At 49.7% G+C, this 12,135-nt stretch carries 12 protein-coding genes, 1 tRNA gene and 1 other RNA gene; all 14 read left to right on the forward strand.

Annotated features, from left to right (window positions below; all coding sequences use genetic code 11):
• Positions 1-289: 289 nt before the first annotated feature.
• The 14 genes from NQU17_13750 (at position 290) to NQU17_13815 (ending at position 12,130) form a co-directional block, all read left to right on the forward strand.
• Entirely contained in the window at positions 290-526 is a 237-nt protein-coding gene (locus NQU17_13750) for a PC4/YdbC family ssDNA-binding protein (GenBank protein ID UUM11683.1), read from the forward strand.
• 116 nt (positions 527-642) lie between these two features.
• Entirely contained in the window at positions 643-1,143 is a 501-nt protein-coding gene (locus NQU17_13755; protein ID UUM11684.1) for a YkvA family protein, read from the forward strand.
• A 428-nt stretch (positions 1,144-1,571) separates the two neighbouring features.
• A tRNA-Ser gene (locus tag NQU17_13760) sits at positions 1,572-1,661 on the forward strand.
• Positions 1,662-1,664: 3 nt separating this feature from the next.
• An RNA gene (gene ffs / locus NQU17_13765) (signal recognition particle sRNA large type) lies at positions 1,665-1,924 on the forward strand.
• 115 nt (positions 1,925-2,039) lie between these two features.
• Positions 2,040-3,668 carry a DNA polymerase III subunit gamma/tau gene (gene dnaX / locus NQU17_13770; protein UUM11685.1) on the forward strand — a complete coding sequence of 543 codons (1,629 nt, stop codon included), beginning with the start codon at positions 2,040-2,042 and terminating at the stop codon, positions 3,666-3,668.
• Positions 3,669-3,715: 47 nt separating this feature from the next.
• On the forward strand, positions 3,716-4,057 hold the full coding sequence (locus NQU17_13775) for a YbaB/EbfC family nucleoid-associated protein (protein ID UUM11686.1): 342 nt from the start codon (positions 3,716-3,718) through the stop codon (positions 4,055-4,057).
• 2 nt (positions 4,058-4,059) lie between these two features.
• Complete coding sequence (gene recR / locus NQU17_13780; GenBank protein ID UUM11687.1) at positions 4,060-4,656, forward strand: recombination mediator RecR; 597 nt, start codon at positions 4,060-4,062, stop codon at positions 4,654-4,656.
• 12 nt (positions 4,657-4,668) lie between these two features.
• Positions 4,669-5,040 (forward strand): Rid family detoxifying hydrolase, encoded by a 372-nt coding sequence (locus NQU17_13785; protein ID UUM11688.1) that lies wholly within the window; start codon positions 4,669-4,671, stop codon positions 5,038-5,040.
• 393 nt (positions 5,041-5,433) lie between these two features.
• Positions 5,434-6,798 (forward strand): sodium-dependent transporter, encoded by a 1,365-nt coding sequence (locus NQU17_13790; protein ID UUM11689.1) that lies wholly within the window; start codon positions 5,434-5,436, stop codon positions 6,796-6,798.
• A 474-nt stretch (positions 6,799-7,272) separates the two neighbouring features.
• A complete protein-coding gene (locus NQU17_13795) occupies positions 7,273-8,070 on the forward strand; it encodes an ABC transporter substrate-binding protein (protein ID UUM11690.1) in 798 nt (265 codons plus the stop codon).
• An 82-nt stretch (positions 8,071-8,152) separates the two neighbouring features.
• Positions 8,153-8,782, forward strand: a complete 630-nt coding sequence (locus NQU17_13800) for an amino acid ABC transporter permease (protein UUM13524.1) — start codon at positions 8,153-8,155, stop codon at positions 8,780-8,782.
• Positions 8,783-8,818: 36 nt separating this feature from the next.
• Positions 8,819-9,601, forward strand: coding sequence for an amino acid ABC transporter ATP-binding protein (locus NQU17_13805; GenBank protein ID UUM13525.1), 783 nt, complete (start codon positions 8,819-8,821; stop codon positions 9,599-9,601).
• A 354-nt stretch (positions 9,602-9,955) separates the two neighbouring features.
• On the forward strand, positions 9,956-10,636 hold the full coding sequence (locus NQU17_13810) for a TetR/AcrR family transcriptional regulator (protein UUM11691.1): 681 nt from the start codon (positions 9,956-9,958) through the stop codon (positions 10,634-10,636).
• Between the two features lie 168 nt (positions 10,637-10,804).
• Positions 10,805-12,130, forward strand: a complete 1,326-nt coding sequence (locus NQU17_13815; protein UUM11692.1) for a glycine/sarcosine/betaine reductase component B subunit — start codon at positions 10,805-10,807, stop codon at positions 12,128-12,130.
• Positions 12,131-12,135 lie beyond the last annotated feature (5 nt).

Here is a 12,135-nt window from a genome sequence, read left to right on the forward strand (position 1 = left end):
TAAATTTGATTAGCCAGAAATGAAGAAAAAGGGAAATTTCAAAGAAACTGCAAATTTCTTTCATCTTTTCGACACCTTTGTTCAGTACGATGATAGTAGCTTCCCGAAGTTGACGGATTTTTTGCCGGCAGTTGGGTCAGTTGCAGCTTTGACTTCCCTGATTTAGATGTTGAACATCTGTTTCGGATTAGCCGTAAACCACGGACTTATGATCCTGCAAGGATTGCAAAGCCAGGTCATACTGTTTAATTTTTAGGAATGAGACGATACTATCCTGGAGGTGATAAACATGAAAGACGATAAAGAATTCAGTTATGAGATCAGCGAAACCATCCAGGTACTGTCAAAAAATGCCAAAGGATGGACCAAGGAAGTAAATCTGGTGGCGTGGAATGGCAGACAGCCTAAGCTCGATTTGCGGGAATGGAACCATGGTGAAGGCAAGATGGGAAAAGGTGTGACGCTGACCGATGAGGAAGGAGAACTTCTGTACAAGGCGCTGAAAGAACGTTACGATAAGAAATAAGAACGCCTGAGGGTGGAACTGACTCCAAGGATTCAAAATCAAAGATCCCGATCGAAGCCCGTTATTTCCAATCAGCCTGAGGCACTGAAGCAATCACAGTCGAGTGAGGTGAACATATGCGAGTGAGTAAAGCCCGGTCAATAAAGATATTCAATGACATGATCGGTAAAGCAGAGGAGATCATCAAGAACCCGGATCGTTTCAAGTCCATGCTGAAAGATGCCAGAGAAGTCATGGAAGGAAAAGGCAGCGGTCCCTTGCAGGATATCGCCAATCGCCTGAAGCTTCTCTGGATGATGCTTAATGACTATCGGAAGGGGGAATACCGCAGGCTTCCGATTCGAACCGTATTGTCCATTGTTGGTGTTTTCCTGTATCTGATCTCACCGCTGGATGCCATTCCGGATTTTATTCCCTGGTTTGGAATGATCGACGATGTGTTCATCGTTAATTTTGTGTGGAAGCAGCTGACTCAGGATCTGGAAGATTATCGAAACTGGCGACTCTTAAAGTCAGACCAGCCACTGTCCGCGCCGGGATATGAGGTTCCTCAATCTTACATCAACGTGGAATTTGAAACGCTGGACGAGACGGATCATTCCGATCTGGGGGATTGATTCCATTTCCTCCAGGGTTGAAATGCCAATAGAACTTCAGACGACAGAAGAGATGTCTGCAGTCTGAAGTTCCTTTCTTATCTCACAGGACTTCAAGTAAAAGAAATGATGGACTCACAGGGAACGGGAACGGGAACGGGAACGGGAACAGGAACAGAGAACAGGAACAGAGAACAGGAACACGAATAGGGACTGGAACAGGGAACAGGTTTTTGATTCAGGCAAGCGGACTCACATCTGAGAATGAACTTCTCGGGGATTGAGGGGATCAGAGACAGGATGGGAGATTGGTAGGGACTTGATAACTTCTGGCGGGGGAGAGGATATACCATGCCAGGGATCTGGGAAGAAATTTTGAGAAAGCATTGACACCGGGTCGGGATTTCAAGTATAATTTCTTTGTTGTCCATTTGGGATAACGTAAATACGGAGAGGTGTCCGAGTGGCCGAAGGAGCACGCCTGGAAAGTGTGTATAGGGGAAACTCTATCATGGGTTCAAATCCCATCCTCTCCGCCATAACCGTGCTAGATGGGGAACCAGCGATGCCCTGTAACCTGCGATCGCTACAGCAGGGTCGAATTCCCGGCAGAGGCCGTATGATTTATGCTGCACTCAGGAAGTGGTGTTGAGATCTTGGTCCCACGCAACATATGCCGGTGAACCTCGTCAGGACCGGAAGGTAGCAGCGATAAATCGGAATGTTATGTGTGCCGTGGCAAACCTGGGTTGAGCTAACCCTGGGCGACAATGAATCGTATTGGTCGAAGCCGGGTGCACGGTGTTCCCTATATAAAAAAAGTCACTGTTTCAGTGGCTTTTTTTATTTTCCGGAAGGAAGAGCATAAGCCGGGAACAGTTCCTGTATAATAGAAGAAGAGCAAGGAGGGATTGGATTTGGCCTATACCGCACTGTATCGTGAACTGAGACCGAAAGTATTTTCAGATGTCATCGGTCAGGAACATATCACTACGACTCTGAAAAATGAAATCATCGCCGGGCGGGTCGCCCATGCCTATTTGTTTTCCGGAACCCGGGGAACGGGCAAAACCACCTGCGCAAAAATCCTTTCAAAAGCATTAAACTGTCTGAACCTTGAAGGCGGAGAGCCCTGCAACCATTGTGAGAACTGTCTCCGGATTGATTCCGGCCTGTCATTGGACGTTGTGGAACAGGATGCAGCAACCAATAATAAGGTGGATGATATCCGCGATCTCATCGATGAGGTGCAGTATCCGCCGCAGGAAGGGAAGTACAAAGTCTATATCCTGGATGAGGCCCATATGCTGACGATGGGTGCCGTCAACGCGTTCCTGAAGACGCTGGAGGAACCGCCGGACAATACGGTATTTATTCTGGCCACGACGGATCCGCAGAAGCTTCCGATCACGATTTTGTCCCGCTGTCAGCGGTTTGAATTTCGGCGCATCAAAGCATCGGACATCGAAGAGCGTCTGCGCCAGATCGTCGATGAAAAAGGGATCCTGGCAGACAATAAAAGTCTGGCGCTGATTGCCCGGGTATCGGAAGGGGCAATGCGAGACGCGTTGTCGATTTTGGATCAGAGCATTTCCATGGGGCATGGGAAAGTGGATTACGGAATCGTCATCGGTATGCTGGGACTCATGGGGAAAGCCAGGATCTTTGAACTGACCGATGTCATCCTGAAAAAAGACATCGAGAAGGCTCTGATGGTTTTGGATACCATGACCGACAGTGGCAAAGACCCGTATTTTATAACCCGAGACTTACTGGAACACTTCCGCAATATGCTCATCACCAAAGTCATCCGGAATAATCCGGACGAACTGGTGGAGGCCGCGCAGGAAGACCTGGAGCGATACAAGGAGCAGGCGCTGATGATACGGGATCAGGAAATCATCAAGGTCATCCGCATCCTGCAGACCGCGGAAGAACAGAGCAAGCGGAGCTCCCAGGGACGAATCTACCTGGAGCTCGCCCTGATTAAGATCTGCAACGGCGAAATGGACTACGGCATGGATTCACTGCTGTCCCGCCTGAATCATCTGGAGGAAAAGCTCAAGGAGGGACTGGAAGCCGGACTGGCTTCGCCGGCAGCGCGGGCCAAGCCTGAAGCGGCCGTCGAGCGTCAGAGAACTCCCCGTCCGGAGCCGGCCAAGAGCGAACCGGAACGGACCGCCATTATGGAAAATCCCGAATCCAAGCTGACTCTGCAGACTGTGCGCAGTGCCTGGAATGAAGTCGATGAAGCTCTTCGAGCCAAACGCCAGATGGTGATCCGGGCTTCCCTGTTCGAAGGGGAGATCGCTTCGGTCAAAAATGGAGTGATCACGTTGGTATTCCCGGAGAAATACAGTCATAACAAGAAACGGCTGGAAAAGAACGAGTTTCGGCTTGTACTGGAAGATACGATTTCCATGATTCTGGGCGAAAAGATCCAGCTGGATTTGAAAGTGAAATCCGAAGGCGGCCTCGCCAGCCAAAGGCCCCTGGAGGAGATCATTCGGGAGCAGGAATTGACGGACATTGATATTATCCCGTAGCCTTATGCTATAATTTAGAAAGATTAGTTCAACGGAGGAATGGAAAAATGGCCAAATTTGGCGGTGGTTTCCCGGGTGGCGGAAACATGAATAATCTGCTGAAGCAGGTGCAAAAAGCACAGAAGCAGATGGAAGAAAAGCAGAAAGAACTGGAAAGCAAGAATTATGAAGGATCTGCCGGCGGCAACGCGGTGAAAGCGGTTGTGACCGGAAAAAAAGAACTGGTTTCGGTGACCCTGAATCAGTCAGTGGTTGATCCGGATGATATTGAGATGCTGCAGGATCTGATTGTTCTGGCAGTAAACGGAGCGATCAAGCAGGCGGAAGAGGAAGCGGCCAATCTGATGAGTGAATTGACCGGAGGCATGAACATTCCCGGAATGTTTTAATCATGGATTTTTACCCAGCAGCGATTGAGAAACTCATCGATGAGTTTGCCAAGCTCCCCGGAATCGGCTATAAAACCGCGCAGCGCCTGACTCTGCATGTACTGAATCTGCCGCAGGAGGAAGTCACTCAGTTTGCCGAAGCGCTGATTAAAGCCCGAGGCACCCTGAAATTCTGTTCCGTCTGCGGTAATTTCACGGAGAAGGATCCCTGTGCCGTCTGTTCCAACCCGAGCCGGGATCATCACACAATCTGCGTCGTGGAACAGCCCAAAGACATCATGAGCATCGAAAAGATCAGGGATTACAACGGCGTGTACCATGTATTGCATGGCAACATTTCCCCGATGCAGGGCAGAGGTCCTCAGGACATCCGGATCAAGGAACTGGTTGCCCGGATGGACCGAGCCGTTGAGGAAGTCATTGTAGCCACCAATCCCACCATTGAGGGAGAGGCAACCGCGATGTATATTTCCCGGGTGCTGCACCCGCTGGAGATCAAGGTAACCCGCATCGCATCCGGTATGCCGGTTGGCGGAGACCTGGACTATGCCGATGAAGTAACGCTATCAAAGGCCATGGAAGGCCGAAAAGAGATTTAAAGGAGTACTGAAATGAAAAAGAAAGCAATTTTAGTAGACAATGCCCCGGCAGCCGTAGGACCGTATTCCCATGCCAATGTAATTGGTGACCTGGTGTTTGTCTCCGGACAGCTGCCCATGAAGGACGGCGTTATGCAGGAAAACATTCCTGACGGAACCAGAGCCTGCCTGACCAATGTGAAGAACATTCTGGAAGGGGCCGGTTCCTCCATGGAACAGTGTGTCAAAGTCACCGTCTTCTTAAGAGATATGAACGATTTTGCTGCGATGAACGAAGTCTATGCGGAATTCTTTACCGAGAATCAGCCAGCCCGCTCCTGTTTCGCTGTGGCCGGTCTGCCGAAGGACGCCCGCATCGAAATTGAAGCGATTGCCCATATTTAACTAATATTTCACAAAGAACCGTGCGATTTTCGCACGGTTCTTTTTTAGTTGGTTTGACAGAGCACGAGGACTTTGATTTTGAATTAGGCAAAATGAAACGAATCGGAAGGGATAGTTTACGTAAGTTTCGTGATAAGTTACGTTCAGCCTCTTGAAGGATAAGCATCAGTTTAGGATGAAAAGTCCTGGATTTTGGATGTTGATTATCAATGTTCTCATTTGACATAAATGACATTAAAATGGGATAAATAATGAACGGAATAACACTAAGTGGACGGAATAACTTAATTTCATCAATTTCCATTTGCATTTACTCGAAAAATGTTAAAACAAGAATCAGTGTGAATATAATGAATGTAACCAACGGAATTATTTTCAAAAGTGAGGTGCAGTATGGAAAACAATTCAAGAGGCGCGTGGGGGTCGAGATTCGGCTTCATTATGGCGTCGGCAGGATCAGCCATTGGATTAGGCAATCTGTGGAAATTCCCTTATCTGGCCGGAGCCAACGGCGGCGGCGCATTTGTTCTGGTGTATCTTGGAATCGTAATCTTATTAGGTTTTACTATGATGCTGGGCGAACTTTCCATCGGCCGGGCAACCAAACTCAATCAGTATGGCGCTTATAAGAAGATCAATCCGAAATTTGGGTTTATCGGAGGAATTGGCATACTGACTGGATTCCTTATTCTGTCTTTCTACTCCGTCGTAGGCGGCTGGGTCATCAAGTACATCTTCCAGTACATCATGGGAGGAGTTCAGCAGGCGGATAAGATGGGATACTTCGTATCATTCATCACGAACCCCTATGAACCACTGATCTGGCACGGACTGTTCATGGCAGCTACTCTGTTCATCGTTTTGGGCGGCGTATCCGGCGGTATTGAGAAAGCATCCAAAATCATGATGCCCCTGTTATTCCTGTTCCTTATCATCATCGCGATTCGGTCCTTAACGTTGCCCGGCGCTATGGAAGGGTTAAAATACTTCCTGATCCCCAACTGGAGCAAATTCAATCTGGATGTTCTGGTGAAGGCGATGGGCCAGGTTTTCTTCTCCCTGTCGCTTGGCATGGGTACACTGGTTACCTACGGCTCCTACCTGGAAGGCCATGAAGACCTGCCCAGCAATGCGCTGACCATTCCAGCCCTTGATACCATGGCAGCTCTGCTGGCCGGTATCGCGATTATGCCCGCAGTTTTCGCCTTCAATCAGGAGCCGGGCGCAGGCCCTGGTCTGATGTTTGGCACTTTGCCCAATATTTTTGCCAGCATGCCTCTGGGCAATCTCTTTGGCCTGATGTTCTTTGTACTGGTATTCTTCGCCGCTTTAACCTCGGCAATTTCACTCCTGGAGGTTCCGGTATCCTGGGCAATGGATTCCCTGAAGTGGTCCAGAACCAAAGCGGTATGGATTTTTGCAGGACTGTGCTTCGTGATCGGGATCGGTGCTTCCCTGTCCAACGGACCCTGGGAACAGAAATTTTATTTCTTCAGCAAAGACGGACAGAACTTCTTTGATGTCCTGGACTACCTGACCAGCAACATCCTGCTCCCTCTGGGTGGAGTGTTCATGTCCCTGTTCATCACCTTTGTCTGGGGCTATGACAATGCCTTCAAGGAAATCAAAATTGGTTCCAAGAATAATTTCGCCATCGGCGGATTCTGGAAAATGTCCATGATGGTCGGTGTTCCTCTGATGATGGCGATGGTCTTCCTGCAGCAGACCGGAGTCTTGGCCAAGCTGATCGGCCAGTAATTCTCGGTCCGAATGGTTCTTTATGAACGGAAAATGGCACCTGACTAATGTCAGGTGCCTTTATTAACCCTTCATAAGGAGAAGTCGAACAGACTTCATCACCGAATCCTGGGGTCGAAGGTCATAAGTACCGGAGAACTGTGTGTGTGAATTTTTGCCTGGTGGAGCAGTTCGTATGCATCAGAAATCGGGTTGGCATGGAAACCGGTGGGAAATGGCAGGCGATCAATGATTCCGCCGAATTAAAACAGGCCAATTTCTGCTTGGCGGAGCTGGGAAATTGGTAGTTAAATTTTATCATATTATTCCTGCAGAGCCTGTGGAATGCAAGATTATCAGACGGTAAAGGATTTTTAAAATCGAATGTATAATTATACAGGAATTTGTTGAATTTATGGAATTTTAACTTTATAATCTGACATTGAACCTTATAATAGGTTATAGACTAGCATAATTATACAAGAGGTGAGTGAATTGAAAAAAGTATTAAAAACAGCATCCCTGATCATCGCGTCCACTATGGTCCTGGCAAGTCTTTCTGCCTGCTCACCCGCTGCAGCCGGAGACCGGCTCGATGCGGTAAAGAAGGCCGGTAAACTCCGGGTTGGTACAGAGACGACCTACCCCCCGATGGAATTTACCAATGATAAACAGGAAATCGTCGGGTTTGACATGGACATGATGCGGCACATCGCCGAAAAAATGGGCGTCACGCTGGAAATTGTGACCACAGAATTTGCCGGAATCACCGAAGGTCTGGCCGCTAACCGGTTTGATACCATCGCTGCTACCATGAATATTACAGAAGCCCGGAAAAAGAGCGTTCTGTTCAGTGAACCATATATCCCTGCTGTCGGACTGTCCATCATCGTTTCGCCGGACAACCAGGACATTAAGGGCTTTGCGGATCTGGCCGGCAAGAAGCTGGGAATTCAGCAGGGTTCAACCACTGAGGACTGGACCACAACCCGGACCGATCTGGGCGGCGTACAGAAATACAAACTGGTGGCCGAAGCGCTCCTGGATCTTTCCGCAGGCCGAGTGGATGCCGTTGTCACCGATAACGTAGTCGGCGCATACTATATGAAAACAGATGCTACAAACTATGTCATGCTGGATGAGCTTATGGAAGCCGGTCCGGTCGGGATTGCCATCCCATTGGACTCTCCCAAGCTGAAAGCCGAGATCGATAAAATTCTGGCTGAGATGGTGACGGATGGAACCATGGCTCAGCTTTCAGAAAAATGGTTCGGCATGGATATCTTCAAGTAGAAAATAGGAGGAAACAGTGATCATACTACACACGGCGGCAGCATCTCTGCCAGATCAGATCCTGAAATTCTTTCAGGATTATCTGAACTACTTTCCCCAGGTGTGGAAGGGAGCTCCGGTTGCGCTGACTCTCACGATCCTCGGCATTCTGTTCGGTACCATCATTGGAATGGTAGTCTCTCAGATGAAAATGTCCAAAGTCTGGATTCTAAAAAAACTCGGTTCATTCTATACCTGGTTTTTAAGAGGCACCCCCATGATGGTGCAGCTCTACTTCCTGTATTACGGACTTCCCAAAATGAATATCTTTCTCAGTTCGTACATGGCGGCGGTCATCGGGTTGTCCCTGAATATCGGCGCCTATATGGCAGAGATCATTCGCGGCGGCATCCAGGCCATTGACAAGGGACAGTTTGAGGCCGCCAAAGCACTGGGTATGAGCCACTGGCAGACCATGAAGCGCATTGTGATTCCCCAGACCGTCCGGATCATTCTCCCGACATTGGGCAACGAATTCATCACGCTTCTCAAGGATACCTCGCTGGTTGCGGCGATTGCTCTGACCGAAGTTCTGAAGCTGACGCATGAGATTACTTCCCGGGATTTCAATCCGATCCCGGCCTATGCCGTCGCGGCCACATTTTACCTGTTCTTCACCTCGATTCTGACTTTCCTGTTTGGCCGGTTGGAAAAGAAGCTGGCTGTGTACTAGGAGGAAGCAATGTCTGAATACAGAAACAACCCAGTCATGATTGAAACGGTCAACCTGACCAAACGGTTTGACGACCTGACGGTGTTTGAGAACCTCAATGTGAAAATCCATAAGAATGAGGCAGTTTGCGTCATAGGCGCCTCCGGTTCCGGAAAGAGTACCTTCCTGCGCTGTCTCAATAACCTGGAGACCCCGACCTCCGGTCAGATTTTTATTGCCGGGGAACAGATGGACCCCTATGACAAGGAATCAGTCAAGCGGGCGATCTCAAAAGTCGGCATGGTGTTCCAGCAGTTCAATCTCTTTCCCAATCTGACCGTCATGGGGAATGTCATTGAAGCCCCGATGACCGTCAAGGGGACGCCGAAGGAAGAAGCCATGAAGAAGGCGGAAGTCCTGCTCAAGAAAGTCGGTTTGTGGGAGAAGCGGGATCAGTATCCGTCCAAACTCTCCGGCGGGCAGAAGCAGCGGGTCGCGATTGCGCGGGCCCTGGCCATGGAGCCTGAAATCATGCTCTTTGATGAACCGACCTCTGCCCTGGACCCGGAGCTGGTTGGCGAAGTTCTTCAGGTAATGAAGGACCTGGCCTATTCCGGACTGACCATGGTGGTGGTTACCCATGAAATGAGCTTTGCGCGGGACGTTTCCGACCGAGTGATCTTCATGGACAAAGGAGCGATCGTCGAGGATGCCGTTCCGGAGAAGATTTTCACCAATCCGGACAACGAGAGAACCAGGACATTCCTTGCCAAGTATCTGAAGTCAACCCGGAAATCCGAAGAACCAACCGGTGCCCAGAAGAAAGAGTTCATTGACTAAGTCAGGATTACTCCCAGGGAATACTTTCTGATCCAAGTTCAAATCCAAGTACAAATGATTCGAGGACAAAAGATCCAAGTAAATAAGAACCGAAGGGATTGGAGCGATCCAGTCCCTTTGGCATGAGCAGAACCAGAGAAAGGCGACCAGCCCGGGTCAGTGGAAGTCGATCATGCTCTGTTCATGAGATTCGAGGGATGTCGGATGGTCCGGGATTCCAAAGGGTCTGATTTATGTTAAAATAGTTGAGAATTGAAGCAGATCACTGGGAGCGGACCGAACGGTTGGGAGGGTCTGTCTCGATGATTTGAGCTCCGGGTGATGCATTGCCCGGACCGGAAGGGGAGAAGTACCTTGGAACTGAGCAATAAGGACATCCAGCGGATCCGCACCATGTCATACTTTGTGGAGGCCGTGCATCAGATCATTGAATCTGAAGGCATTGAAGCTGTCACGGTACGGAAGGTCAGCAAGCTGGCCGGCTATAATCCGGCGACTCTGTACAATTATTTTGAGAATCTGGATTACCTGGTGGGGTTTGCCTCGATCAAGTATCTCCAGGATTACCATCAAAGCCTGAAGCATGATGTGGAGCCCATCAAGGAACCAAGGGTGCGATTCCTGGCCATCTGGGAGTGCTTCTGCTTTTATTCCTTCGAGCGCCCGAAGATCTACGAAGCGTTGTTCTTTAAGACTCCGCGGTATTCCCTGTGCGAGTTCTTTGAGTTTTATTTCAAGATGTTTCCGGAGGAGCTCAATGAGCACACGGTGGATATTCAGGAAATGATGAAGGGCTGCAGCCTGCCAACCCGGAACATGTCGGTACTGGCACCGGTCATCGAAGCCCATCAGATCCGTTTGCCCCAGTCGGAACTGCTGCTGCTCAATGAAATGATGATCGCACTGTTCCGGGGCAAGCTTTCCGAATGCATTGTCTCAAACTGGGATAAGGATAAGCGGATCCGGGAAGGGAAGAAACTGGTGGCCTTTCTTGGCTGGCTCCTGGATCGATCGGTATCATTCAAATCATCCTAGTTATACAAATTTCAGCTGCTGGCGCAGCTGTTTTTTTGTTTTTTGGCAGGAAGCAAACGAGAATGAAAAATAAACAATTTTATAAAATAAACATGTTTACTTTCGGGAAAACGTTTAGTATACTGTCCTTAGCAACGAACATCGTCTGTATTCCAGGAGGGAAATTGTATGAAATTACAGCTGGCCAACTACCAGGTCCAGGACGTCGTATTCGGCGACCGGACATTCTTCAGCAAGGGCATTCTCACAATTAACAAAGAGGAAGCCATCCAGTACGTCAAAGAAGATGAGCACATCACCGAGTGTGACATCGAAATCGCAAGACCCGGGGATTCCACTCGAATCGTTCCGGTCAAGGAAGCCGTCGAGCCACGCGCTAAGACCGACGGACGTCCCGCCTTCCCGGGAGTAACCGGAGATGTGGTTCAGGTCGGCACTGGCCGGACGAACTGTCTGAAAGGGGTTTCCGTTCTAGGCGTAGGCATGCACTGGGGATCCTTCGGAGATGGTATTATCGATATGAGCGGAGAAGGCGCCAAGCTGACTCATTTCTCCCAGCTCATCAACATCTGCCTGGTGTGTGATACCGATGAGCTCTTTGAACAGAGAGAACAGCAGAAAAAGAACCACGCTCTGCGCTGGGCGACCCACCGGTTTGCCGAGTATCTGGCTTTCTCTGTGGGCCAGGAAACGGAAGATGAGCTGGTAACCTATGAACTGGGTTCTGTTCGTCAGAGGGAAGCAGCAGTGGAAAACCTGCCGGCTATTGTCTATGTCATGCAGCCCCAGTCCCAGATGGAAGAAATGGGCTACAATGCACTGCTCTACGGATGGGATTTAAACCACTTCATTCCCAGCCTGGTACACCCCAACGAAGTGCTGGACGGAGCCATGATTGACGGTTCCTTCATGCCTTGTTCCTCCAAGTGGTCTACCTTCGATTACCAGAATAATCCGGTGATCACGCGGTTGTACGAAGAACATGGCAAGACGCTGAATTTCCTCGGCGTGATCATGTCCAACCTGAACGTATCGCTGGAGCAGAAACAGCGTTCCGCACAGGCAGTAGCCAAGCTGGCGAATATTATCGGCGCAGATGGAGCGATCCTTACGGAAGAAGGCTACGGCAATCCGGACGCGGACTTCATTGCCTGCTTCGTTGAGCTGGAAAAAGCCGGCGTCAAAACGGTTGGACTTACCAACGAATGTACCGGCCGGGACGGCAAGAGCCAGCCGCTGGTTGCCCTGGATGTCCTGGCAGATGCCATTGTCTCCACCGGCAATGTCTCGGAGCTGATTGAGCTCCCGGCCATGGACCATGTCATCGGTGAGCTGGAAGCAGCCGGCCGCGACGGATTATCCGGCGGATGGGCCTACGATGAGCTTCTGGGACCGACAGTCCGCGAAGACGGCAGCATCATTATTGAAAACAACAGTACCTTCTGCGGTGACCGGATCATCGGATGGTCTCCCAAGACCATGAAAGAATTTTAGGAGGA

Source organism: Clostridiaceae bacterium HFYG-1003 (assembly GCA_024579835.1).
GTDB lineage: Bacteria > Bacillota > Clostridia > Clostridiales > Clostridiaceae > JG1575.

Coding starts and splice junctions, on each gene's coding strand:
- NQU17_13750 (UUM11683.1), top strand. CDS start 290: ATGAAAGACGATAAAGAATTCAGTTATGAGATCAGCGAAACCATCCAG.
- NQU17_13755 (UUM11684.1), top strand. CDS start 643: ATGCGAGTGAGTAAAGCCCGGTCAATAAAGATATTCAATGACATGATC.
- NQU17_13775 (UUM11686.1), top strand. CDS start 3,716: ATGGCCAAATTTGGCGGTGGTTTCCCGGGTGGCGGAAACATGAATAAT.
- recR (UUM11687.1), top strand. CDS start 4,060: ATGGATTTTTACCCAGCAGCGATTGAGAAACTCATCGATGAGTTTGCC.
- NQU17_13785 (UUM11688.1), top strand. CDS start 4,669: ATGAAAAAGAAAGCAATTTTAGTAGACAATGCCCCGGCAGCCGTAGGA.
- NQU17_13790 (UUM11689.1), top strand. CDS start 5,434: ATGGAAAACAATTCAAGAGGCGCGTGGGGGTCGAGATTCGGCTTCATT.
- NQU17_13805 (UUM13525.1), top strand. CDS start 8,819: ATGATTGAAACGGTCAACCTGACCAAACGGTTTGACGACCTGACGGTG.
- NQU17_13815 (UUM11692.1), top strand. CDS start 10,805: ATGAAATTACAGCTGGCCAACTACCAGGTCCAGGACGTCGTATTCGGC.